The 25,191-nt window shown below is 37.0% G+C and carries 26 protein-coding genes and 1 other RNA gene; 22 read left to right on the top strand and 5 right to left on the bottom strand.

Going from position 1 to position 25,191, the window contains the following annotated elements; genetic code table 11:
• Nucleotides 1-44: 44 nt before the first annotated feature.
• The 16 genes from HMPREF1495_RS06325 to nudC all read left to right on the top strand — a co-directional run bounded on the left by HMPREF1495_RS06325 (nucleotide 45) and on the right by nudC (nucleotide 14,566).
• On the top strand, nucleotides 45-812 hold the full coding sequence (locus HMPREF1495_RS06325) for a YARHG domain-containing protein (protein WP_034213001.1): 768 nt from the start codon (nucleotides 45-47) through the stop codon (nucleotides 810-812).
• 9 nt (nucleotides 813-821) lie between these two features.
• Entirely contained in the window at nucleotides 822-1,850 is a 1,029-nt protein-coding gene (locus tag HMPREF1495_RS06320) for an N-acetylmuramoyl-L-alanine amidase family protein (RefSeq protein ID WP_034212999.1), read from the top strand.
• 10 nt (nucleotides 1,851-1,860) lie between these two features.
• Entirely contained in the window at nucleotides 1,861-2,565 is a 705-nt protein-coding gene (locus tag HMPREF1495_RS06315; RefSeq protein ID WP_034212997.1) for an SH3 domain-containing protein, read from the top strand.
• A 202-nt stretch (nucleotides 2,566-2,767) separates the two neighbouring features.
• Entirely contained in the window at nucleotides 2,768-3,274 is a 507-nt protein-coding gene (gene rimP, locus HMPREF1495_RS06310) for a ribosome maturation factor RimP (protein ID WP_009662356.1), read from the top strand.
• An 18-nt stretch (nucleotides 3,275-3,292) separates the two neighbouring features.
• Nucleotides 3,293-4,480 carry a transcription termination factor NusA gene (gene nusA, locus HMPREF1495_RS06305; protein WP_034212995.1) on the top strand — a complete coding sequence of 396 codons (1,188 nt, stop codon included), beginning with the start codon at nucleotides 3,293-3,295 and terminating at the stop codon, nucleotides 4,478-4,480.
• The gene (gene rnpM, locus HMPREF1495_RS06300; RefSeq protein ID WP_034212993.1) at nucleotides 4,458-4,742 is read left to right on the top strand and encodes an RNase P modulator RnpM; all 285 of its coding nucleotides are present in this window, start codon (nucleotides 4,458-4,460) and stop codon (nucleotides 4,740-4,742) included. The genes nusA and rnpM overlap by 23 nt, the downstream gene beginning before the upstream one ends.
• Nucleotides 4,729-5,034 (top strand): L7Ae/L30e/S12e/Gadd45 family ribosomal protein, encoded by a 306-nt coding sequence (locus HMPREF1495_RS06295; RefSeq protein WP_007593108.1) that lies wholly within the window; start codon nucleotides 4,729-4,731, stop codon nucleotides 5,032-5,034. The genes rnpM and HMPREF1495_RS06295 overlap by 14 nt, the downstream gene beginning before the upstream one ends.
• Before the next feature lie 3 nt (nucleotides 5,035-5,037).
• A complete protein-coding gene (infB, locus tag HMPREF1495_RS06290) occupies nucleotides 5,038-7,950 on the top strand; it encodes a translation initiation factor IF-2 (protein ID WP_034212991.1) in 2,913 nt (970 codons plus the stop codon).
• A 15-nt stretch (nucleotides 7,951-7,965) separates the two neighbouring features.
• Nucleotides 7,966-8,337 (top strand): 30S ribosome-binding factor RbfA, encoded by a 372-nt coding sequence (gene rbfA, locus HMPREF1495_RS06285; RefSeq protein WP_007593104.1) that lies wholly within the window; start codon nucleotides 7,966-7,968, stop codon nucleotides 8,335-8,337.
• Entirely contained in the window at nucleotides 8,330-9,277 is a 948-nt protein-coding gene (locus HMPREF1495_RS06280; protein WP_007593102.1) for a DHH family phosphoesterase, read from the top strand. Before rbfA ends, HMPREF1495_RS06280 begins: the two co-directional genes overlap by 8 nt.
• Nucleotides 9,270-10,154, top strand: a complete 885-nt coding sequence (gene truB, locus HMPREF1495_RS06275; protein ID WP_034212989.1) for a tRNA pseudouridine(55) synthase TruB — start codon at nucleotides 9,270-9,272, stop codon at nucleotides 10,152-10,154. Before HMPREF1495_RS06280 ends, truB begins: the two co-directional genes overlap by 8 nt.
• A 12-nt stretch (nucleotides 10,155-10,166) precedes the next feature.
• A complete protein-coding gene (locus tag HMPREF1495_RS06270; RefSeq protein WP_007593098.1) occupies nucleotides 10,167-11,117 on the top strand; it encodes a bifunctional riboflavin kinase/FAD synthetase in 951 nt (316 codons plus the stop codon).
• Nucleotides 11,118-11,126: 9 nt separating this feature from the next.
• A complete protein-coding gene (locus HMPREF1495_RS06265) occupies nucleotides 11,127-11,450 on the top strand; it encodes a DUF1292 domain-containing protein (protein WP_009662326.1) in 324 nt (107 codons plus the stop codon).
• A 61-nt stretch (nucleotides 11,451-11,511) separates the two neighbouring features.
• Nucleotides 11,512-12,117 (top strand): hypothetical protein, encoded by a 606-nt coding sequence (locus HMPREF1495_RS06260; protein ID WP_034212988.1) that lies wholly within the window; start codon nucleotides 11,512-11,514, stop codon nucleotides 12,115-12,117.
• Between the two features lie 105 nt (nucleotides 12,118-12,222).
• Entirely contained in the window at nucleotides 12,223-13,686 is a 1,464-nt protein-coding gene (locus HMPREF1495_RS06255; protein ID WP_034212987.1) for a nicotinate phosphoribosyltransferase, read from the top strand.
• A gap of 25 nt (nucleotides 13,687-13,711) precedes the next feature.
• The gene (gene nudC / locus HMPREF1495_RS06250; RefSeq protein WP_034212986.1) at nucleotides 13,712-14,566 is read left to right on the top strand and encodes an NAD(+) diphosphatase; all 855 of its coding nucleotides are present in this window, start codon (nucleotides 13,712-13,714) and stop codon (nucleotides 14,564-14,566) included.
• Between the two features lie 24 nt (nucleotides 14,567-14,590).
• Here nudC and HMPREF1495_RS14330 read toward each other — a convergent pair whose 3' ends face one another.
• Nucleotides 14,591-14,980 carry a DUF2752 domain-containing protein gene (locus HMPREF1495_RS14330; RefSeq protein WP_034212983.1) on the bottom strand — a complete coding sequence of 130 codons (390 nt, stop codon included), beginning with the start codon at nucleotides 14,978-14,980 and terminating at the stop codon, nucleotides 14,591-14,593.
• Between the two features lies 1 nt (nucleotide 14,981).
• Nucleotides 14,982-15,356, bottom strand: a complete 375-nt coding sequence (locus HMPREF1495_RS06240; RefSeq protein ID WP_034212981.1) for a DUF4234 domain-containing protein — start codon at nucleotides 15,354-15,356, stop codon at nucleotides 14,982-14,984.
• Nucleotides 15,357-15,719: 363 nt separating this feature from the next.
• Between HMPREF1495_RS06240 and rplS the strand changes: the two genes are divergently transcribed.
• Entirely contained in the window at nucleotides 15,720-16,070 is a 351-nt protein-coding gene (gene rplS, locus HMPREF1495_RS06235) for a 50S ribosomal protein L19 (protein WP_007593088.1), read from the top strand.
• A 48-nt stretch (nucleotides 16,071-16,118) separates the two neighbouring features.
• Here rplS and lexA read toward each other — a convergent pair whose 3' ends face one another.
• Both lexA and ssrA read right to left on the bottom strand, forming a co-directional pair.
• Complete coding sequence (gene lexA, locus HMPREF1495_RS06230) at nucleotides 16,119-16,727, bottom strand: transcriptional repressor LexA (protein ID WP_034212979.1); 609 nt, start codon at nucleotides 16,725-16,727, stop codon at nucleotides 16,119-16,121.
• 137 nt (nucleotides 16,728-16,864) lie between these two features.
• Nucleotides 16,865-17,202, bottom strand: a transfer-messenger RNA (tmRNA) gene (gene ssrA, locus HMPREF1495_RS13605).
• 223 nt (nucleotides 17,203-17,425) lie between these two features.
• On the opposite strand from ssrA, the gene HMPREF1495_RS06225 reads away from it, so the two are divergent.
• From HMPREF1495_RS06225 to HMPREF1495_RS06215, 3 genes are read left to right on the top strand one after another with little or no spacing between them, the layout of a single operon-like run.
• Complete coding sequence (locus HMPREF1495_RS06225; RefSeq protein WP_034212977.1) at nucleotides 17,426-18,109, top strand: vitamin B12 dependent-methionine synthase activation domain-containing protein; 684 nt, start codon at nucleotides 17,426-17,428, stop codon at nucleotides 18,107-18,109.
• The gene (locus HMPREF1495_RS06220; RefSeq protein WP_034212975.1) at nucleotides 18,102-20,468 is read left to right on the top strand and encodes a homocysteine S-methyltransferase family protein; all 2,367 of its coding nucleotides are present in this window, start codon (nucleotides 18,102-18,104) and stop codon (nucleotides 20,466-20,468) included. The genes HMPREF1495_RS06225 and HMPREF1495_RS06220 overlap by 8 nt, the downstream gene beginning before the upstream one ends.
• 6 nt (nucleotides 20,469-20,474) lie before the next feature.
• Nucleotides 20,475-22,247 carry a bifunctional homocysteine S-methyltransferase/methylenetetrahydrofolate reductase gene (locus tag HMPREF1495_RS06215; protein WP_034212973.1) on the top strand — a complete coding sequence of 591 codons (1,773 nt, stop codon included), beginning with the start codon at nucleotides 20,475-20,477 and terminating at the stop codon, nucleotides 22,245-22,247.
• A gap of 58 nt (nucleotides 22,248-22,305) precedes the next feature.
• Here HMPREF1495_RS06215 and HMPREF1495_RS06210 read toward each other — a convergent pair whose 3' ends face one another.
• Complete coding sequence (locus tag HMPREF1495_RS06210) at nucleotides 22,306-23,439, bottom strand: cysteine desulfurase family protein (RefSeq protein ID WP_034212971.1); 1,134 nt, start codon at nucleotides 23,437-23,439, stop codon at nucleotides 22,306-22,308.
• 184 nt (nucleotides 23,440-23,623) lie between these two features.
• Here HMPREF1495_RS06210 and HMPREF1495_RS06205 point away from each other — a divergent pair, with 184 nt between their 5' ends.
• Both HMPREF1495_RS06205 and HMPREF1495_RS06200 read left to right on the top strand, forming a co-directional pair.
• Nucleotides 23,624-24,634, top strand: coding sequence for a hypothetical protein (locus tag HMPREF1495_RS06205; RefSeq protein ID WP_034212969.1), 1,011 nt, complete (start codon nucleotides 23,624-23,626; stop codon nucleotides 24,632-24,634).
• 8 nt (nucleotides 24,635-24,642) lie between these two features.
• Nucleotides 24,643-25,125, top strand: a complete 483-nt coding sequence (locus HMPREF1495_RS06200; protein ID WP_034212967.1) for a hypothetical protein — start codon at nucleotides 24,643-24,645, stop codon at nucleotides 25,123-25,125.
• Nucleotides 25,126-25,191 lie beyond the last annotated feature (66 nt).

Genomic DNA, 25,191 nt, shown 5'->3' with positions numbered 1-25,191 from the left:
ATTATGGTAAAATTGTTATATAAAGAAGATAAGGGAGAATGAGCATGTTTTGTTCAAAATGCGGAAAGCAAGTCAGAGACGGAATGAATTACTGCACAAACTGCGGTGAGCCTGTAAAAAAGGATGAAGGTGGAGTAAATCTTAAAAAAGATGACGATAAGGTAAGTTCGGAAGCTGCTTTACCTCACGGTAATGTTTCGGGTAAAAGTAATAAGGCTAAAAAAACCAAGAAGAATAAAGGCGTTAAAATTGTATTTATTACAATAGCGGGTATTATCCTTGCACTTCTTTTGATTTTATTTGCATTGATTCAGACAGGAATTATCAGCATATCAATTGATGACAGTACAAATCAGGAAAGTGTGCTTGATAAAAAAAGCAAGTCGTCAAAGAGAGAAAAGGAAAAGGAGAGAAGAGCCAAGGAAAAAGAGAGCGAAGAGGGAGATGTAACAACACAGGCACAGACAGAGCCCGTTTCTACAGAGGCACAGACCGTACAGCCTGCTACAATGCCAAGTACAGTCGCAATAAATAATGAATTTATTTTGCCTGACAGCAGCGTAAGAGTACTGGATAAAAGTGAATTGGCAGGCCTCGGTGCCGAGCAGTGTCGTCTTGCAAGAAATGAAATCTATGCAAAACACGGAAGAATGTTTGATGATGCAGGATTGCAAAACTATTTCAATTCCCGCAGCTGGTATCACGGCACCATACCTGCAAAACAATTTAACGACAATATGTTAAGTGATATTGAGATACAAAACAGAAATTTGATAATCGCCTTTGAAAAGGAGATGGGATATACAAAGTAAGGAGTGAATATGAAAAGAATTAAAAAGTATAATTTGTTATGTACATGTGTATTGGTTATATCTATAGCGACAAGTATAAGTGTAAGTGCGGGTTTGGCAAAAAGAAAAGTAACTCCGGTAACAAGACACGGTACTGCAGAGACTACAGCTGCTACTCAGGCAGTTAATCAGCAGGAGGATAAGAATTCAAAGGGAAATAGTAAGATAATTACAGATAAGGGCGTGTATCATCTAAGTGAAAACTCAAAGTACAGACCGTATTTGTGGAAAAATGCCGACGGTAGTGCTCCCGACTATAAGGCCTATGTATTTGAGCCGGCTGTATTCAACGGACATACCGTATTTGTAGACCCCGGACATGGTGACAATAATGCACCCGAAGCCAATCATAAAAGAGAAAAATATTATCCTGTTGATGATTCAATGCTAAAGCCCATGAAGACTTCTATGGTAGGTGATAAGGGTTATGGAGTAGGTGTTGAAGCAAGAGACAGTAAGAATATCTATGACAAAACAGAGACGGAGCCTGAATTCAGTCTGAAAGTAGCACTGAAACTTAAGGATTTGCTTATAGATAAGGGATATCGTGTGGTGTTGAGCAGGACTGATTTTAATCAAAATATTTCAAACGGTGCCAGAAGTGCTTTAGCCGGTGAGACCTCGGATATAATGATATCAATTCACTCAAATACAGGTAAAAACTCAGGTACTCTAAGCTTCTATCCGGGAGACAATGATTATATATCGGGTAGTGATTATCCCGGATATACAAGTATAATGGGACTGACAAAGACAAATATAGAGTTGTCAAAGAAACTTGCCGAAAATATGGAAAGCAATATTACGGCCGCTACAGGTCTGAAGAATAAGGGAACACATACTGCAGTTCTTAGAATATTCTCATATTCATCTATTCCCACTTGCTTGGTAGAGGTAGGATTTGCCGATAACGCTATTGATGCCAAGATACTCTCAACGAAAAAGGATGAAATTGCAAAATCTATGGCAAATGCTATAGATCAGTACTTTAATAAATAGTGGAGGTTTTATGAGAAAAATAATATATTTAATTTGTGTATTTGTAAGTATATGTATTTTGTCAGGTTGCGGTTCAAAAAGTGTTACCATAAAATTTGGAGGTGATACTGAAACCGTAGCAGAAAGTAAGGATGAGTCTGAAACGAAAGAGGAGAGTGCTAAATTGGAGGAGAGCAACATAGCTGAGAAGTCTGCTGTTCAGGAAACGGTAGCAGAGGTTGCACATTCAGAATCTTTGCAGGAAACTCAGCCTCAAACTGTAGCTGTTACTCAGGCACAGGTTTTGACAACTCTTTATGTAGTGAATTGTAATGAAAGCATTACGCTTCGTGTATCAGATTCCACAAATGCAAAGGAGATAAAGCAGATACCTTTAGGTGCGGCGGTAAGCTTTATGGAGAATGCGGCAAACGGTTTTTATAAAGTAAGTTACAATGGAAGCACAGGTTATGCACTGGCATCATATTTAAGTGTCGACCCGTATGATCATTATGTTGCATCTACAAAAGCAAGCACGGTATGGTCAGGAAAAGTGGTAAGATGCAATGAATATATAACACTTCGTAGGACTCCAAGCACAAAGGGAGAGGAGATTACAAAGATTCCGCTTGGAGCTATAGTTACAGTTTATAGCGGAGCGGATAAAGGATTTTATTATATAGATTATGACGGATTTGAAGGCTATGCATTGGCAGGATATATTGATGCATATTGATATTCTATTGTTCAGTAAGCTGTATTATTTGGTATAAGTATCAGTATTATAAATATCGACTAAATATATACCGTGGTATATACTACTTGTGAAGTGACGGTGATTATATGTTGACAGCATTTCAAATTTATCTTTTCCCCCTTGCATTTATGTAAGAAATGTGCTATAGTGATTAAAATATGTTTGACAGGAAAGTGGGCCGGTGGGTCCACTTTTTTATGCATATGAAAGGATAGAAATGAGCAAAAGTGAAACTTATGTAAAAAGAACGGAAGAGTTCTTGGAAAAACTTAGCGGTGAGCTCCAATTTGAAGTGGTGGATGTCGAATTTGTAAAAGAGGCGGGAGAGTACTACTTACGAGCATACTGTGATATGGACAAAGAAGGCGGCATAGGAATAGATGACTGTGTCGAAATTTCAAGACATCTTAGCGATTGGCTGGATGAAAAGGACTTTATTGAAGAGGGATATATTCTGGAGGTTTCCTCTCCGGGACTTGGAAGAGCACTGAAAAAAGACAAGGATTTCATAAGAGAACTTGGAAAGGAAGTGGAACTCAAGCTCTATAAGGCAAGAGAAGGTGTTAAAGATTTTGAAGGAATATTAAAGGCTTTTGACGGTGAAAACATTACTGTAGAAACAGAAGGTGGAGACGAAGTCTTTACAAAAAAAGAAATTGCAAATATCAGATTAAAGATAGATTTTTAACGGAGGATAATACTAAGGATGAATAAGGAATTACTGGAGGCACTTGATCTCCTGGAAAAAGAGAAAAATATAAGTAAGGCGGCAATTTTGGAAGCTATTGAGAACTCTTTAATTTCCGCATGTAAAAACAATTTCGGAACAGCGGATAATGTAAAGGTAAGTGTAAATCCTAACACATGTGATTATTCCATAATACAGGCAAAAGAAGTTGTAGAGACTTTGGGCAGCAAGCCTACTATAGAAGACAAGGCAACAAAGATATCACTTGCAGATGCCAGAATGCAAAATCCTAATTTAAGCATCGGTGATACAGTACTTGTACCGGTTATTTCAAAGGAATTCGGAAGAATCGCCGCCGGTGTTGCCAAAAATGTTATCTTACAAAAGATAAGAGAAGAAGAGAGAAAAGTGATATTCAACGACTACTATATGAAGGAGAGAGATATAGTAAGCGGTGTTGTTACCAGATTTATGGGTAAGAATATTGCAATCAATCTCGGCAGAATAGATGCCGTGCTTGCAGAGAGTGAGCAGGTAAAAGGAGAAGAATTAAAACTCGGAGACAGATTGAAGGTATTTGTGTTGGAGGTAAAGGACAATCCTAAGGGACCGAGAATATCGGTATCAAGAACACATCCTGAATTTGTAAAGAGACTCTTCGAGTCTGAAGTACCTGAAATCAGAGACGGAGTGGTAGAGATAAAGTCAATTTCAAGAGAGGCCGGATCAAGAACAAAGATTGCCGTATGCAGCCATGAAGCCGATATTGACCCTGTAGGTGCCTGTGTAGGTGTTGACGGTGTCAGAGTAAATGCTGTGGTGGAAGAGCTTAGAGGAGAGAAAGTCGATATAGTAAACTGGGATGAAAATCCGGGATACTTGATAGAGAATGCACTTTCACCTGCAAAAGTAATTGCTGTTGTTGCGGATGAAGAAACAAAAGAAGCTGATGTAATAGTTCCTGATTATCAGCTTTCACTTGCTATCGGTAAGGAAGGACAGAATGCAAGACTTGCAGCCAGACTTACAGGATATAAGATAGATATAAAGAGTGAGAGCCAGGCAAGAGAAATGGGAGTATTTGATTCTTTGGACGGCAGTGAAGATATGTCTGATGATATGCCTGTTGACGAGGGATATACACCGGATACTGAAGAATTTGGTGCTGAGGCAGAAACAAAAGATGACAACGACATTGAAGAATAAAACACCTCAAAGAAAATGCATCGGATGTAATGAGTCAAAGCCTAAAAAAGAATTGATACGAATAGTAAGGACACCCGAAGGAGAGATGCTTTTAGACAGCACCGGCAGAGCAAACGGAAGAGGTGCTTATATATGCAATAATATAGATTGTCTGCAAAAAGCAATAAAGACCAAGGGACTTAACAGAGCATTTAAGATGAATGTTGATAATGATGTTTTATTAAAGCTTAGTGAGGAGATGGCGGAACTTGGCAAGAGATAGGATATTAAATTTAATCGGACTTGCTATGAAAGCAGGTAAAGTGGTGTCGGGAGAGTTTTCAGTTGAAAAGTGCATAAAATCCGGTAAGGCGAGGCTGGTAATAATAGCATCGGACGCATCTGAAAACACGAAGAAGAAATTTGAAGATAAATGTAAATTTTATCATGTTCCTATATTAATATATTCCACAAAGGAAGATTTGGGAATGATTTTGGGCAAAGGGCTTAGATCATCAATAACATTAACTGAGGACGGATTTAAAAATGCAATATTAAAAATCACGGAGGAATGATAATTGAGAGTAAACGATCTGGCAAAAGAATTAGGCAAAAATAATAATGAGTTGACAGCATATTTGAAGGAGAACGGCATATCAAAGGTGGCCATGTCAAATATATCAGCTGATGAAGAAAAAATGCTTAGAGAAAAATTCAATAAAATAGATGGAAATAAAGTAGTGAATAATAATAAAGAAAATATGGAAAACAACAGAACGGTAGAGACTACACAGGAAGTATCGGAAACAAAGAAGGAGGAAGCGCCTAAGAAAAAGGTTGTAGTATTCAGACCGCAGAATGCACAGCAGATGCCTGCAAAAAAGTCGGGTTCAAAATCTGCGCAGGCTCCTAAGAAGAATACAAAAAAGGATGCGGAAGCAACAAAGCAGCCTCAAAAGAAGGCTACGGAAGAGAAGAAAACCGACATTTCAAAATCCGATATTTCAAAAGAAATAAAGAAAGAAGAAAAGGCGGTTGAGACTGTAAAGACAGAGGAAGTTGTTACAGCAAAAGAGCCTGTAGCAAATGTAGAGAGTAAAACACCTGTTGCTACAGAGGAGAAGAAGGCACAAGCTCCGGTTTTAGAGAGTGCAGAGCCTGCTAAACCGAGAAATGTATATGCGGAGATGGAAGCCGCTAAAAAAGCTAAGGAAAGTGCTCAGCCTATAAGAAATATCTTCAAAGAAAGAGAAGAAAGAGATAAGGCAAGAGGTAAGGATTCCCGTCCGCAAAACAGAGATAAAAAGCCTTTTAACAAAGATAAGGACCAAAAGGGAAACTTTAAGAACGACAGAAACTCAAAGGTCAGAGACGGTGCCGGAAATAACGACAGAAACAGAAACTTTGCCGGAAAAGACAATAAAAACTTCCAGGGCTCAAATGACAGAAACAACAGAAATGACAGAAATAAGGATTTCTCCAAGGATGAGAATACCGGCAGAAGTTTCGGAAACAACAAGCAGCAGGGATTTAAGAAAAATGATGCTGCAGCAGGAGTTCCCGTACTTGACGGTTTAGGCAAGAAAACTTCCAACAGAGTTAATAAGAATAATTTCAAGAATAACAACAAGAACGATAAGAAGCACAGAACCGAGGACGGTCCTGCAAAGGGCAAGGTGAGCAAGCATCCGTTTATAATGCCTGTAAAGCAAAAGGTTGAAGAGGTACAGGATGATATCAAAGAAATCATCATTCCTGAGACAATTACAATCAAGGAGTTTGCTTCAAAGCTTAAGCTTCAGCCGTCAACAATTGTAAAGAAGCTTTTCTTAAAAGGTCAGATAGTTACACTTAATACGGAGCTTACTTTCGAGCAGGCTGAAGAGATTGCTCTTGAGTATGATGTAATCTGTACTATGGAGGAGAAGGTAGATGTTATCGGCGAACTTTTGGCGGAGGCTGAGGATCCGGAAGAGACATTGGTGTCAAGACCGCCTGTAGTGGTTGTAATGGGCCATGTCGATCACGGTAAAACATCACTTCTTGATGCTATTAGAAAAACAAATGTTACCAGCAGAGAGGCCGGAGGTATTACACAGCATATCGGTGCCTATATGGTAAAAATAAACGGAGAGCCTATAACATTCCTTGATACACCGGGACATGAGGCGTTTACAGCAATGCGTATGCGTGGTGCACAGGCTACAGATATTGCAATACTTGTAGTAGCTGCAGATGACGGTGTAATGCCGCAGACTGTAGAGGCTATAAACCATGCAAAGGCGGCAGGAGTTGAAATAATAGTTGCTATCAATAAGATAGACAGACCGGCCGCAAATATTGACAAGGTAAAGCAGGAGCTTTCAGAGTATGAGCTTATACCTGAAGATTGGGGCGGTTCCACAATTTTCGTACCTGTATCCGCAAAGAACGGTGACGGTATATCAAATCTCTTGGAGATGGTAATACTTACAGCGGAAGTAAAGGAGCTTAAGGCAAATCCTAACAGAAAAGCAAGAGGTCTTGTAATAGAGGCTGAGCTTGACAAGGGTAAGGGACCTGTAGCGAGAATACTTGTTCAAAAGGGTACTCTTCATGTAGGAGATTTTATAGCGGCAGGATCATGCTCAGGTAAGGTTCGTGCCATGATGAATGATAAGGGAGTAAAGGTAAAGTCGGCAGGACCTTCAACACCTGTTGAGATTTTGGGACTTGACAGCGTACCGAATGCCGGTGAAGTATTTGTGGCTACAGAAAACGATAAGGAAGCAAAGGCATTTGCGGCTACATTTATCTCAGAGAGCAAGAATAAGCTTATCGAAGATACAAAGGCCAAGCTTTCACTTGACGATCTCTTCAGTCAGATTAAGGCGGGAAATGTCAAGGAACTTCCTATAGTTGTAAAGGCTGACGTTCAGGGTTCTGTAGAGGCTGTAAAGCAGTCACTTACAAAACTTTCAAATGAAGAAGTTGCAGTAAAGGTAATCCATGGCGGTGTAGGTGCAATTAACGAGAGTGACGTTGTACTTGCGGCTGCAAGTAATGCGATTATTATCGGATTTAATGTAAAGCCGGATCAGATGGCAAAGGCTACAGCAGAAAGAGAAAATGTAGACCTTAGACTATACAGAGTAATCTATCAGGCAATTGAAGATATAGAGAGCGCTATGAAGGGTATGCTTGAGCCTATCTATGAGGAGAAGGTTATCGGACATGCTGAAATCAGACAGATCTTTAAGGCTTCAGGCGTAGGTAATATCGCAGGAAGCTATGTGCTTGACGGTAAGTTTGTAAGAGGCTGTAAGGTAAGAATTACAAGAGACGGAGAGCAGATCTTTGACGGAAATCTTGCATCACTTAAGAGATTCAAGGATGATGTTAAGGAAGTTGCAACAGGATATGAATGCGGTCTTGTATTTGAAAAGTTCAATGATATTAAGGAATTTGACCAGGTAGAAGCATATGCTATGGTAGAGGTTCCAAGATCATAATAAAGAAAGGAATGTATGAGAAAGAACAGTTTAAAGTCTACTATGATCAACTCGGAGGTAATGAAAACCGTATCTGAAATCATAAGAGGTGATGTAAAGGACCCAAGAGTCGCACCTATGACAAGTGTAACAGATGCGGAAGTTACTACAGACTTAAAATACGCAACAATTTATGTCAGCGTATTGGGTGATGATGAGCAGTCAAAGAAGACATTACAAGGTCTTAAATCTTCTTCAGGATTTATAAGAAAAGAACTTGCAAGAAGATTAAACTTAAGAAATACTCCTGAATTAAAATTTGTTTTGGATGAGTCATTGGCTTACGGCATGAAAATGGATAAGCTGATAGATGAAGTAATAAAAAAAGATGAGAAGGGCAATGAATAAACTAATAGAGCTTATTGAAAATGCAAAAAATATAGCTATAACAGGTCATGTAAGCCCTGACGGAGACTGTACAGGATCCACCTTGGGATTGTATAACTATATAACAGAAAATTTTGAAGACAAGAATGTAAAAGTATGCCTTGAAAAGCCTTCAATGAAGTTCTCATTTATGAACGGGTTTGAGCTGATAAGTGAGGACCCGTTTATGGAGGCGGACTTACTTGTTTCTTTAGATGCGTCAGACAGAGAAAGACTTGGAAGTAGAGGTGTAATGCTTGAGAGTGCCGCACAAAGTATATGCATAGACCATCATATCACCAATACAAAGTTTGCAAAATTTAATATAGTGGAAGATTTCAGAAGTTCTACTTGTGAACTCTTGTACACTTTGCTGGATAGTGATAAAGTAAGTGTAGAGACTGCAAAATGCTTATATACAGGTATAGTCCATGATTCCGGAGTGTTTAAATATCAATCCACCACAAAGGAAACCATGGATATAGCCGGAGAGCTGATTTCAAAAGGTTTTGATTTCACAAAAATCATAGATGATACATATTTTAAAAAAGATTTTAATGCGAGCAAGCTTTTGGGACTGGTACTTACAAATTCCAAATTGGAATTTGACGGAAAGTGCTGCTACGGTGTTCTGGATTATGATACCTGGAGTAAGTATATTTCAGATAAAAAGAAAATGGATGGAATCATAGACAATCTGAGAAATATAGACGGTGTGGAGATCGCATTATTTATGTATGAGACCGCTAAAGATGAATACAAAGTAAGTTTGCGTTCTATAAATAAAAATGTCAGCAGTATTGCGGCTGCACTTGGCGGAGGCGGTCATATCAGAGCCGCCGGTGCTACAGTGTACGGCAAGGCTGATGAAATTTTAAAAAACACACTATTGCCTATGATTGAGAAAGAATTGAATGGCTAAGAATGCTTATAACGGAATAATAAATATATTCAAAGAAAAAGGATTCACATCTCATGATGTTGTAGCAAAAATGAGAGGAATTCTTAAGCAAAAGAAAATCGGGCATTCGGGAACATTGGACCCGGATGCTGTCGGTGTACTTCCGGTATTGTTAGGCAATGCTACCGTATTGTCGGATATGTTGACTGACAAGTCGAAAGAATACGAGGCGGTACTGCTTTTAGGAGTGTCTACAGATACACAGGATACTTCAGGAGAAATTTCGGAAAAAAAAGACACTTCACATTTGACCGAGGATGAAGTTAAAGAGGCAATAAATTCATTTCTTGGAGAGTATATGCAGCTTCCACCTATGTATTCGGCATTAAAAGTAGGCGGAAAAAAGCTTGTTGATCTGGCAAGAGAAGGCAAGGAAGTAAAGAGAGAACCGAGAAAAGTTGAAATTTTCCATATTGATATAATCGATATGGATTTGCCGAGAGTAAAGTTTAAGGCCAAAGTATCTAAGGGAACTTATATCAGAACATTATGCCATGATATAGGAGAAAAACTTTCGGTAGGCGGTTGTATGGAGTCTCTTGTCAGAAAGAGAGTGGACAGATTTGATATAGACGGGGCAATTACCCTAAAACAACTGGAATCAGAGAGAGATAATATAGATAAAAGGATAATGAGCGTGGAAGAGTATTTTTCCTTCCTGCCAAAAATAAATACCTCCCCTGACTTTGATAAATATCTGCATAACGGAAATAAATTAAAATTTGAAAAAGATTTTGAAGACAGTGACTTATATAGAGTCTATGATTCTAATGACATATTTATTGCAATATATAAAAAAGAATCGGATGAATTAAAGCCATTCAAGATGTTTTTATAGATAGGTGATAATGTGATTACATTTATAAATACTACAGACATAAAGATAACAGAGAGAACAGCTGTTGCTATAGGGAAATTTGACGGTGAGCATAGGGGACACAGAAAATTATTCAGAACACTGAAGGAAGAGGCTAATAAAAAGGGTTTAAAGACTGTAGTTTTTTCTTTCAAAACTTTACCGTCAAATATTGTAAGAAATAATCATACCACACAGATATTTACAAATGTGGAAAGACAAAAAAAATTGGAAGAACTTGGCATTGATTATTATATAGAATATCCTTTTGATATGGATATTGCAAAGCTGTCAGGTGAAGAGTTTTTGACAGATATCCTTATCAAAAAACTTGGTATGGCTGTGATAGTTGCAGGAGCTGATGCGGCTTTTGGATATAAAAAGAGCGGAAATGTTGAGCTTTTGAACAGATTGTCAAAGACTTTGGGATATGATGTAAAGATAATTGAAAAGGAAAAGGATGATTTCCATAATGATATAAGCTCAACACTTATAAGATCAAAGCTTGATGAGGGCGATATGGAAGAAGCAAATAAGCTTCTTGGAGGAATATACTCTATAAGCGGTGTTGTTGAGGAGGGAAATAAGATAGGGGCGACCATAGGTTTTCCGACCTTAAATATTTTCCCTTCAAACCAGAAGCATCTGCCCAAGTACGGAGTTTATGCATCCAGAGTAAGAATCGGTGATGATGATACTCTTTATCTCGGACTTACAAATGTCGGATCAAATCCAAGTATTGAAAATGATAAAAAAAATCATATTTCAAGAGTTGAGACATACCTGTATAACTTTGAAGCAAACCTTTACGGCAGAGAAATAGAGGTATATCTTTATAAATATATAAGACCTGAGATGAAATTCGGAAGTCTTGAGGAATTAAAAAACCAAATAAGTAATGATAAACAGGAAGTTTTAAACTTCCTTAACAGTCAAGTAAAATAAAGGAGAACTATGGACGATAAGAATTTATTTGAAAACGGTATAGTGGAAGAAGGTAATGTTTCAGTATCTATAACACTTGAGGATGATACTGTACTTGAATGTGTTGTGCTCAACATTTTCAGTGCAGGAGACAGAGAGTATATTGCGGTAATGCCTGAGGATGACAATGATGAGGGGACTGTATATCTTTACAGATACTCGGAGACCGAGGACGGACAGCCTGAGCTTACCAATATAGAGACCGATGAAGAATATGAGATAGTTGCAGATGCTTTTGACGAGCTTCTTGATGAAGAAGAGTTTGAAGACCTGCTTGGTGAAGAAGATTTATAGTTTTTAATATGGAGCAATGTAGTACGATTGTATTATATTGCTCCAAAATTTTAGAGAGAATATGAAAAAAGAACTGGATTATTTTTATATTGACGGAAAATACGGATGGAATCAGGAAGATTTCAAAAATCTGTGGATGAATAAGGGTGGATGCGCCTGTGTTACAGCCTGTGACAGCTTTGTTTATATGAGAAAGTATTTGGGTAAAGATAATCTCTACCCATATGATATAGAGAATGTGAACTCACTTGATTATGTGGATTTTTCAAATGATGTAAAGCCTTATCTGAGGCCAAGGTGGACAGGCATAGACAGACTTGAGATATATGTTGACGGTATAAGTGATTTCTTGGAAGATATTGATGAACACAGTATAAGTTTGTCTGAGTTTTCAGGTGATAATGATATCGAGGATGCCGTTAAGATTGTAAAATCTCAGATAGATAAAAAAATGCCGATACCCATGCTTGTACTGATGCATAAAAATCCGAAATTCAAAGATTTCGTGTGGCATTGGTTCTTACTTACAGGATATGAGGAAGACGGCGAAAAATTTATGGTTAAAGTTGTAAGCTATGGAAGTTACAGATGGTTTGACTTTAAAGAGCTGTGGAATACAGGGCATAAACGCAAGGGCGGACTTATATTGTTTAATGAAAACAAGTGATTTATCTTAGATTAAAATTAATTAGCTTGACAATACATTAAATAAAGCATAGATTGATAGAGATAAGGCTTGTGTAGTTGCCGGAAAAAAGGATGGAATAGAATAATGGAAAAAAGAAATTTGACACTGTTGACTGACTTGTATGAACTTACAATGATGCAGGGCTACCATTTGGAAAATAATGTAAACGAAACGGTTATCTTTGATATGTTCTACAGATCAAATCCGAATAAAAACGGATATGCTATCTGTGCAGGACTTGATCAGGTGATAGATTATATTGAAAATTTGCATTTTGACGATGAAGATATTGAATATCTCAGAAAGACAAAGCTTTTTAGAGATGATTTCCTTGAGTACCTCAGAGATTTTAAATTTACAGGTGATATCTATGCTATACCTGAGGGAAGTGTTATATTCCCAAGAGAACCGCTTGTAAAGGTCATTGCACCTATAATGCAGGCACAGCTTATAGAGACGGCTCTTTTAAATATCATAAATCACCAGTCACTTATAGCAACAAAAGCTGCCAGAGTGGTTTTGGCCGCAGACGGTGACGGAGTAATGGAGTTCGGACTCAGAAGGGCACAGGGACCTGATGCAGGTATCTACGGCGCAAGAGCGGCTGTGATAGGAGGTTGTGTAGGAACAAGTAATGTGCTCTGCGGAAGAATGTTTGACGTACCGATACTTGGAACACATGCTCACAGCTGGATAATGAGTTTCCCTGATGAGCTTTCAGCATTCAGAACCTATGCAAAGACTTTCCCGACAGCATGTACACTTTTGGTAGATACATATGATACCCTAAAATCAGGTGTACCGAATGCTATAACTGTATTTAAGGAGATGAGGGCTGCCGGTATACCTCTAAAGAATTACGGTATCAGACTTGACAGCGGAGACCTTGCATACCTTTCAAAGAGAGCCAAGGAGATGCTTGATGAAGCAGGCTTTAGTGATGCAGTTATATCGGCTTCAAATGATTTGGACGAGAATATTATATCTTCATTGAAATTGCAGGGCGCCGCAATCAACAGATGGGGTGTAGGTACCAACCTAATTACATCAAAGGATTGTCCGGCATTTGGAGGAGTATATAAGCTTGCGGCAGTTATGAATGAAAAAACAGGAGAGTTTATTCCTAAGATAAAACTGTCGGAGAATGCCGAGAAGATAACAAATCCGGGAAATAAGAAAATATATAGAATTTACAATAAAAAGACAGGCAAGATAATAGCCGATTATATCTGTTTGGAAGAGGAGAATCTGTCTACAGACGAGTCGCTTATGCTCTTTGATCCGGTTGAGACATGGAAGAGAACAAAGCTTAATGCAGGTTCATTTGAGACTAAGGAACTCTTGGTACCGATATTTAAAAAAGGTGAATGTGTATACAAATCCCCTTCGGTAATGGAATTAAGAGAATTTTGTAAAAAAGAGCTTGATACCCTTTGGGATGAGTCAAAGAGACTTGCATATCCTCATGAGACATATGTGGACCTTTCACAGAAGCTATGGGATATGAGATACGAGCTGTTACAAAAGTATAATTATCAGGAGTTATAGATTTAAGCAGTAAAGAAAGATTAGTATGATACAGGAAATATATCCGAAAGTATTTTATCCTGAATATAGGAGAAAGAAAGCCACAAAGGAAAATAATAAAAAATCATTTGTTTTACATTTTGAGTACAATAAGATAATGCTTATAAAGGATGCATTGACAGGAGCATTGAGTATTCCGAGATTTGAAGATTTGGAAGACGAAGATGAAAATATATATGAAAAATCCTACTATGTAAACTCTGTAGATGATGAGGAATTTTATCTGGTAGATGATATAAGTATTCCTGAGTTTGGCGGATTCTATATGGAGGGAATACAAGCTTTGCGTGAGTTTGAGCCTCGTTATCAGGCTTTTGCAAGTGTAAGTGCTTCACAGTTATACAGATGGATGCAGAGCAGAAAATATTGCGGATACTGCGGTACAAAGACTGAAAAATCCGCCACTGAAAGAGCATTGATTTGTTCGAAGTGTAAAAATATAGAATACCCTAAGATATCTCCTGCAGTTATAGTAGCGATCAGAAACGGAAACAAACTTCTTCTTACAAAGAATGCAAAAGGTACTTATAAGTATTATGCCTTAGTTGCAGGCTTTGTTGAGGTAGGTGAAACACTTGAAGAAGCTGTTGCAAGAGAGGTAAAGGAAGAGGTCGGACTTAAGGTAAAAAATATAAGACCTTATAAATCCCAACCGTGGTCGTTTTCAGATACTATGATGCTTGCATTTATTGCGGATTTGGACGGAGATGACAAAATAACTTTGCAGGAAGAAGAGTTATCCGAAGCAAGGTGGTTTGAGAGAGAAGATGTACCTGTACTGCCTTTCCATATAAGCGTAGGACATGAGATGATTCAAAAGTTCAGAGACGGTGAAATATAAAAAAGTCGGGGTTTCCCGACTTTTTTATGGTAGTCTGTACGGATAAAAAGGAAGGTTCCTTATTATTCCATATATTAATAATATAACAATTATAACAATCATGATATTGTTTTCAAGTTTACTTATTTTTCTTTGCCCGGTTTTTATATATCGTAACTGATAAAAAATATAGTAGATTACGATTAAAGGAAAAAGAAATACAAGTATCTGATTATAGTAAAAAGCGGACCTTATATCACCATGAGAAAGTGATACACACATTCTGCTGACCCCACAGCTTGGACAATCCAAATGAGTTATAGTCTTAAACGCGCATGGGATACGAATATGAACGAAATACAGTATATATAAAAAAATACCAAGGCAAGAAATTGCAATGGTATTTTTTATTACTCTTTTAATTCTGTCTTGCATATTAGAATGGAGACTTGTTGCTGTCGCTTTCTGCAAGCTTATTGATAGTATCCTGCATTAAAGCATATGTTACAATTGAAAGACCGAAGAATGAAAGTACAACATAAAGAATAGGACGGCTTTCTGCTGTTCTTCCTGTATCTACCATCTTCTGATCCAAAAGGCTACCTGACTTATACACCCAGTATAAGAAGAAAAGCCCGCAAGTAACAAAACTGAGAACAATAACAAGTACAGGTGACATTGCATTAGGATCGTCTGATATTGCATTAATATCAGATGCGATGCAATAAAGCCAATAAAGACTGTAGATACCACATGTTACGATAGATAAAATTATACATGTGACAATATTTTTACTTTGTAAAGTACTCATAAAAATACTCCTTTCAAAATAATGGTATTTTTACATGTAAGCCTGTTAGAGAAATCAAACATACATGTACCATTTTGTTAAATTCGAGAAGATTCTAACAAAAAAATATGACATAGTAAATACTATAAATACAATTGTAAAGTTTTATAAAGAATAATGTAATAATAAACCAATACAGTATGAGAAGGGTTATATTATCCATCCTATATAATAAATAAACTAAACAGATGATTATTTAAAAATATTTGAGAGAGAATATCTATTGCTTTGTAAAAGAACATATGATACAATACTGTAGTTGTGAATAAGGCGATGGTCCTCTGGAAGAAATTTTAAGAACATCAAAATAATAGGAGGTTTCACATGAACGATTTAATAAGAAGTATTGAGGCAGAACAGCTTAAGGCAAGTGTTGATGACTTTAGTGTAGGTGATACAGTAAGAGTACACAACAAGATCCGCGAGGGTAACAGAGAGAGAATCCAGATATTTGAGGGAACAGTTCTCAAGAGACAAAACGGTGGTGCAAGAGAGACTTTCACAGTTAGAAAGAACTCAAACGGTATCGGTGTTGAGAAGACTTGGCCATTACACTCTCCATCTGTTGACAGAGTAGAAGTTGTAAGAAAAGGTAAAGTTAGAAGAGCTAAATTATATTATCTTCGTGACAGAGTCGGTAAGGCTGCTAAGGTTAAAGAAGCAGGCTCAAGATAATCTGAACTTAATATTTTTAATGGCTGCTACATATGTAGCAGCCATTTTTTACATAAATCTGAACAATCCGATAACCTTTCCGAGAATACTAACCTCTTTTACCAAAATAGGTTCCATAGAATCGTTCTCAGGTTGGAGTCGATAGAAATTTTTCTCTTTATAGAATGTCTTTACAGTAGCTGAATCCTCAACCAAAGCTACGATAATATCGCCGTTTTTTGCCGTATTTTGCTTGGATACAATAATCTGATCGCCATCATGTATGCCGACATTAATCATAGATTCACCTTTGACTCTCAGCATAAATATATCGGTATTTGGCAGAAATTCACTTGGAATGGGAAAATAGTCCGTAATATTTTCTGTTGCCAGTATAGGAATACCTGCAGCAACAGTGCCGACCATCGGCACATTGACCACTTCTCTACGTGTCAGATTGAAAGTATCATCTGTAATTTCTATGGTTCTCGGTTTAGTAGGATCCTTTCTTATAAATCCCTTTTTCTCAAGAGTGTTTAAATGGGCATGTACTGAAGATGTGGACTTCAGTCCCACAAGTTCTCCGATTTCACGAACAGACGGCGGATATCCCTTACTTAAGATAGAATCCTTGATAACATTATATATTTCTTCCTGTTTTTGTGTTAATGTATCCATCGAATCTCCTTTGTTTTTCAGATATAATTCTACTACTATCCTAACATATGTTCGATTAAAATGCAAACAAAAGTTCGATTACAAAGATGTTGAAATAAAATTGAAATAAAAAAAGCCTTGAAAATCAAGACTTTCTAAGATGGAGATGACGGGAGTTGAACCCGTGTCCAAAAAACAATTCCCTGTTCTTCTACTATTATAGTTGCTTGTCAAAATTCCCCTTTAAAACAGTCAAACAACAAACTGTAGTAAAGAGTAGCTTCATGATACATCTATATACTCAAAGCTTTGTATATAAGGTTTCTCACATAAGTCGATACAGATTCTATAAGTGTGAGTGCTTATAGGTCTGCAACTGCCTTAGGCAGCGTATGCTAAATTTTCTTCAGCGTTTATATTTAATTTTGCCATTTAACGCATTGCATACGAATAGCTTCACCAGCTGCATGTTCCCTGTCGAAACCGGTACATCCCCAAAACATATGTAAATACAGAATTTACATATGATATTCTAACATATATAAAGAAAAATGCCACTTAAAAATTTCTTACATCAAAGAGTATACACTATATATCATGCATAACAGGTTATAAGATATATATATAATGTAAAACTTTACTTTTTTTATAAATTATCTTACTATAGTAAAACGAAACAAGTCGACAGACTTTTAATATATATGTTAGGAAGTAGAGAAATGTTTAATATAGATGTAAAACTTACACCGGATGATGAGTCGGAGGTACTTAGGTATCTTCAGCACAACGGTAAAGAAATAGATGAAAACCTGCATGCACAGGTGCTCGAGTGTATGGATAAAATAAATGCCGTAGCAAAGCCGAACTTTGTTTTCAGGGAGTGGGATCTTGAAAACAAGGGAGAATTTCCGGCGGAGCTTGACTTTTTTGTGGGAAACAGTATCAAAAAGCATATAAAAGATTGCCATAAGCTTATTTTAATGGCTGCTACAATAGGAGTCGGAGTTGACAATGCCATAAGAAAAGAAGAACTTAAGAATGTAGCAAATGCACTTATTATGGACTCATGCGGTTCGACACTTATAGAAGCTGTATGTGACAGCATAGAAGCAGGCTTTAGAGAGCAGTATTTAAAGGAAAATAATTATCTGACATTCAGATTTTCACCGGGATATGGTGATTTACCTATATCAATACAAAGACAGTTTGTAAATATTGTCAATGCAACAAGAAGAATAGGAGTAAATGTCAGTGACAGCGGAATAATGTTACCGAGAAAGTCGGTGACAGCTATAATAGGTGTCAGCGATCAAAAACTGGAGACGCTTAAAAAGACCTGCGCAGGATGTAATCTTTTGAAATCCTGCAGATATAGAAAGATAGGAGTCAGATGTTATGCATAAATTATTGATACTTGACGGTGCAATGGGAACAATGCTTCAGGCCGCCGGTATGAAGGCCGGAGAACATCCTGAGGTTTTCGGATTTGACAATCCGGATATAGTAAAAAATATACATTTAAAATATATAGAATCAGGAAGTAATGTAATATATACAAATACATTCGGGGCAAATGCGCATAAGCTTGAAGGTTGCAAGATAGATGTGGATACGGCCGTAAAGACTGCAATTAAATCCGCAAAGGAAGCAATAGCGGAGAGTAAAAAAGATGTAAAGATAGCTCTTGATATCGGACCTATAGGAGAGCTTTTGGAGCCGCTTGGCGTACTGAGATTTGAGGACGCCTATGAAATTTATAAAGAAATGGTAGTTGCAGGTGAAAAATACGGAGCCGATGCTATCATATTTGAGACGTTTACAGATCTTTATGATGTAAGAGCGGGTGTACTTGCGGCAAAAGAAAATACAAAGCTCCCTGTATGGGTCACAATGACATATGAAACCACAGGAAGAACTTTTACCGGAACAAAGATAGAATCTATGGCGGTAACACTTGAGGGACTTGGAGTGGATGCGATAGGTTTTAACTGTTCACTTGGACCGAAAGAAATACTGCCGCTTGCAAAGAAGCTTAAAGAATGGACTAATCTGCCTATTATAATAAAGCCTAATGCAGGACTTCCAAATCCTTCAACAGGTGAATACGATCTGCTTGCAACAGATTTTGCAAAGCTGATGGCGGAATTTGGAGAAATAGGAATAGAGTACGCAGGAGGATGCTGCGGTACATCACCGGAATTTATCAGTGAGTTAAAAGCGGAGTTTGAAAACAGAGAGTTTTCCGAGATAAAGCCGGCAAAGGCAAAAACAGGTATATGCTCCGGAAATGAGATGGTGGAGCTGAACGGCGTAAGAGTTGTAGGAGAGAGATTAAATCCTACCGGAAAGAAAAGATTCCAGGAAGCACTCTTAAACCATGAAATGGAGTATATATGTAAGGTTGCAATAGAGGAAGAGGAATCTGGTGCGGATATACTTGATATAAATGTAGGTGTTCCGGGCGGTGATGAAGTTGCACTTATGATAGAGGCTGTAAAGGCGGTACAGTCTGTAGTTAATATTCCGTTACAGATAGATTCATCAAATCCTGAGGCAATAGAAGCCGGACTTCGTGTATATAACGGTAGAGCGATAGTAAACTCCGTAAATGCAGAGGATGAAAGACTTGATCTTATACTTCCTATTGTTAAAAAATATGGTGCGGCAGTTATAGGATTGGCTTTAAATGAGAACGGTATACCTACAACAGCACAGGAAAGAGTTGATAATGCAAAGCATATACTTGATAAGGCACTTGAATACGGTTTAAAGAAAGAGGATGTTATTATTGACTGCCTTACACTTACAGTTTCGGCACAGCAGGATCAGGCAAAAGAAACTCTTGAGGCTGTAAGAAGGGTGACAAAGGAGCTTGGACTTCATACAACCCTCGGCGTCAGCAATATTTCATTCGGTCTTCCTGCAAGAAGTCATATTACGGAGAATTTCCTTATACAGGCAATGTATGCAGGTCTTGATCTGCCTATAGTAAATCCGAATATTGAAGGCATTATGAATGCAATATACTCATTTAAGGTGCTTTCAGGCGAGGACAAGGACTCAGTAAAATATATTGAGAGATTTGCGACTGTAAAGGCTGAAACCAAGGTGGTAGCAGTATCGGACAATGGTGAAGTTACAAAAGAAGTTGTGCAGGATGCAATATTAAAAGGACTTAAGGAAGAGACATATAATAATGCAAAGAAGCTTTTGGAGACAAAAGGAGAGCTAGAAATAATAAATGAATACCTTATACCGGCACTTGATACGGTGGGAGATTTATATGAAAAGCAGGTAATATTCCTTCCACAGCTTATAAATGCCGCCAATGCCGCAAGCTCCGCCTTTGAGCTTATCAAAGAAAGAATAGCAAACAAGGGTGAGCACAATGTAAGCAAGGGAAAGATAGTTGTATGTACCGTAAAAGGCGATATACATGATATCGGAAAAAATATAGTTAAGGTAATCTTAGAGAACTACGGTTACAGAATGATTGACCTTGGAAGAGATGTGGATATTCAAAAAGTTGTGGATACGGTTATAAGAGAGGATGTAAAGCTTGTAGGACTTTCAGCGCTTATGACCACCACATTACCTGCGATGAAAAAGACTATTGAAGAGATTAGAAAAGTATCAAATGATTGTAAAGTATGGGTAGGCGGTGCCGTACTTACAAAGGAGTATGCCGACGAGATGGGAGCGGATTTTTATGCACCTGATGCCAGAAGTTCGGTTGACATTGCAAAGACAGTTTTAGGATGATAAATTATGGAAAATATTAGAGATTATTTAAAGAATAATGTTTTGCTCTTTGACGGAGCAATGGGAACATACTACGATGAACTTACAGATGACGGTATCGGATGCGAACTTGCAAATATAAAAAATCCTGAGCTTATAAAGGGTATACATAATGAATATATCGAAGCGGGAGCAAAGGCGATACTCACAAATACCTTTTCCACAGGTATAGATGCATTCTCAGGTGACAGAGAATTGCAGAGAAAAGTAATAGTTGCGGGTATAGACATAGCGCTTGAGGTTGCAAAATCCAGAGCATATGTATTTGCGGATATGGCGTCAATAAATACCGACAGCAATAGTGCGGCATTTGAGGAATACAAGATCATTGCGGATATTTTCCTTGAAAAAGGGATAAATAACTTTTACTTCGAGACAAGAAACAGCACCATCGGTTTGAAATCTATAGGTGAGTACATTAAGGAAAAATCACCGGGAGCTTTTATTATAGCATCCTTTGCTGTAATGCCTGACGGTTATTCAAGTGAAGGTTATTATTATAAAACAATGTTTAAAGAAATCTGTGAGTCAGGTTTCTTTGACGGAGTGGGACTTAACTGTGTTTCCGGTGCAAATCATATGGCAAAACTTTTAAAGGATGTGGACACTGAAGGATTATACCTTGCAGCTATGCCGAATGCCGGATATCCTATAGTAAGAGATAATAAAATATACTACGGATCATTGGCAAATTATTTTGCGGCTCAGATAGAAGATATTCTTGATATGGGTGTAAACGTAGTCGGAGGATGCTGCGGAACAACTCCGAAACATATAGAGCTTTTAAAAAAGAGTATGAGCGGAATGCTTATAAAGCCGAGAAAATCCGTAAAGAAAGAAAAGAATATCTCACAGAAGATAAGATTAAACAGATTTGAACAAAAGCTTATATCCGGACAAAAGCCTATAGCCGTAGAGCTTGATTCGCCTATAGATACCAATATTGCCAAGTTTATAGACAATGCGGCTAAATTAAAGTCGGCAGGTGCGGATATAGTAACTATAGCGGATAATCCTATAGCAAGAGCAAGAATGGACAGCTGTTTGCTTGCTTGCAAAGTAAGAAATGAACTTGACTTTGATGTGCTTCCACATATGACTTGCAGAGACAGAAATGTAAATGCTGCTAAGGGCCTATTACTTGGTGCAAGTGCAATGGGAGTTGACAATGTACTTGTAATCACAGGAGATCCGATACCGAACGCCCAAAGAGATGAGATAAGATCCGTATTTGAGTTTAATTCAGTGAAGTTTGCAAACTTTATCAAATCTTTGAATGATGAAGTTTTTGAAAGTCCTATGAATATCTGCGGTGCATTGAATGTAAATGCCAGGAACTTCAGTGCGGAACTTAGAAAAGCAAAAAGAAAACAGGAAAACGGTGTAAAGGTACTTTTTACTCAGCCGGTTTTGACACAGAGAGCCATTGATAATCTTAAAGAAGCCAGAGAAAATCTGGATGTTAAGATAATGGGCGGAATTATTCCTATAGTAAGTGAGAGAAATGCCAGATATATGCAAAGTGAAGTAAACGGCATATATATTACCGATGATATAGTGGAAAAGTATATCGGTAAAGAAAGAGAAGAAGCGGAAGAGATCGCACTTTCAATGTCAAAAGAGATAGCAAATGAAATCTATGATCTGGTGGACGGATACTATCTTATTACTGTTTTAAACAGAGTAAACTTGATGGAAAGACTTATAAAGACTGTAAAAGAGGTTTGTGAAAACAGATAATATTTTATAATATAATCCTGTGAGTTGAGTTCAAATCACAGGATTACATATTTAAAATCTAGATCCTAAGCTTTTCTATACTTGTTTTTAATATTTCAAAGGTTTTGTTGACCTCATCTTCAGTATTGTACTTGCTTAATGTAAGTCGCAAGGAGGATGAGGCTCTTTTTTTATCATTTGAAATTGCCATAATTACATGAGAAGGGTCTATACTGCCGGTGGTACATGCTGAGCCAAGAGATGCACATACACCGTTTTGATTTAATAAAATCAGGAGCAGCTCACCGCTTATATTTTCAAAGTGGATATTTATATTGTTAAAAAGTCTGTTATCCATATCACCGTTTATATGAGAGCCTTCTATATTCTCAAGTATCAAAGAAAATAACTTATCTCTTAGAGATTTTACATATAAACTGTCTTTATCCAAAGTTTCATAGGAGTTTTTCAAAGCATTTGCCATAGCGATTATACCGAAGGTGTTTTGTGTACCCGCTCTGCGATTTCTTTCCTGACTTCCGCCATGTATTAAAGATGTAAGCTTAATACCGCTTCGTATATATAAGAATCCGACTCCCTTCGGTGAGTGGAATTTATGTCCGCTTGCACTGAGTAAATCAATATTCAGCTCATTTACATCAATAGGAAGGTGTCCTACAGCCTGTACAGCATCGGTGTGAAATAAAATATTGTGCTCATGGGCAAGCTTTCCGATTTCTTTAATCGGCTCTATAGTGCCTATTTCATTGTTTGCAAACATTATGCTTATAAGGACTGTATCCTCTCGGATAGCAGACTTAAGCTCATTTATATCAATAAGCCCTTTTTCATCAGTACTTAGATAAGTGACTTCATATCCTTTTTTTTCAAGGTAAGAGAGTGTATGCAGTACAGAGTGATGCTCAATCTTTGAACTGATGATATGCTTTCCTTTATTTTCCATAAGTTCAGAAGCCTTTAGAATTGCCCAGTTATTTGATTCACTGCCGCCTGAGGTAAAATAAATCTCATTATATCTTGCACCGAGGATATCTGCTATCATCTCTCTGGCATCTTCCATATCGGCCTTTACATCATTTGCCATAGAATAGCTTGATGAAGGATTTGCATAGTTTTCAAACAAATATTTTTTTGCTGTATCAAAAGCCTCCTTATCCACAACAGTGGTAGAGGCGTTGTCCATATATATCATAGTACTCCTGTTCTTTATTAGAGGTATGGCAAAGCGTTTCTGCCATATAGTATAAATAATATTAACAATAAAATAGTAAATGATTGAATTTGAATTGACAAGTATAATATGAGTATTGTATAAAAATCCTATAATTTAAAAAGAGGTGATATACCGATTCCAGAGCAATGATATAGAGGTGATTATGAGATTTGAGGGTAGAATACTGGGGAAAGCCGGTGTCAATAAGATAAAGACAGCATATACGGTATATAATATGCTTATAGATATGGGCTACAGTATGAGATTTTCCTTTGATAAAAATGAGTACAGCATATCATATATGAAAGAGGAGAATGATATTTTGTTCTTTAATGATGCGGAGCATATGATAGAGGTGTACAATTATGAAAGAAATTTTGAAATACCGACCGAAAGAGCAAATGAACTTGGGCTTGAGACATATTATCGTTTTTCAAATATATATGGAAAAGAATTGATTATTCTTGAATTGTTGCACAGATATTTAGAGGAGAATCCCAATGATATCTTTTATGTGGATAATGGAAGATACTATAATAAAGCGATGATAGACAGTATTTATAACGGAAAGCCTGATAAGAATTGGATTTATAAATCACCATACAGCATAGAAAGTATTGATTATTATATAAATATATGTCTTACGACAATCGGGGCTTTTATGAATGGTATGCTAAAGACATTGTACTCTAAAAATATTACAGAAGGTGTCGAACTTAGATATGAGGGAAGAATAATCGGAAAAAGACTTCAATCAAAGCAGGGTATTCCTTACAGAATGACACAAACATTGAGCAAAATGGATAGAAGAAATACTGTTATGGTTAAAAGAGAAAGTTATAATATATTATATGAAAAATTTAATAGAGACGATTATTTTAATTATGACGATGACAAAGTGATTGAAATATATTGTAACACTGAGATGACAGATATCCCTACAGATGAAATAAAACAGATGGGCTTTGAGACATATTTTAGGATTACCGATCTTATAGGAAAAGAGATGCAGGTGCTTGAAATAGTACATAGCTATTTAAATAAGTTTCCGGATGATATTTTATATATTGATAACGGTTGTTTCTTTACTAAATTACAGATTGATGAAATATTTAATAATAAGGACAAAAACGAAAAATGGATATTTAAGAAAAGAGAAAGGGACAGATTTTAGTAGGTATCATGGCTGGAGATGTAGGAATTTTAAGAAGAAAAGATGATAACAGTTTTAGAGATATAAAAGATATTGTAAATATACTGATGTCAAGAGGGTTTACTTCGGAATCTTTATATGATTATGGTAATTGTTATATGTTTTCCGTAAATAAACCGGATTATGATGATGATTTCAGATGGTATTTGGATGACAGATCTTCATGGGCAATTATGTATATTAATATAATAAAAAGGGAGCATTCGTATTGCTTTACAGTAGAAGATTCTTCCGGAAAAAAGATAGACTACTATAGATATGTATATATTGAGGGAAGCGGTGACCGAGGTTTTATGTATTTGAATTTTTTACATGAATATTTTAAACTGTTTCCGGAAGATATATTTAAAGGGGAAGCAGATTATTTATATACAAAAGAAGATATTGACAGGATATATGAAAAAGAAATATGGCTTGGGCATTGGCATTGTCTTGATCCGAAGACTTTATAGTATAATGCTACAAATCAAATAAGTATATGATATACTGTCTGTTATAGACTTTAATAAAATTTTTGG

This window comes from Lachnoanaerobaculum sp. MSX33, from assembly GCF_000512995.1.
GTDB lineage: Bacteria > Bacillota > Clostridia > Lachnospirales > Lachnospiraceae > Lachnoanaerobaculum.
The sequence above is the reverse complement of the archived record's forward strand: the minus strand, read 5'-3'. Positions and strand labels throughout refer to the sequence as shown.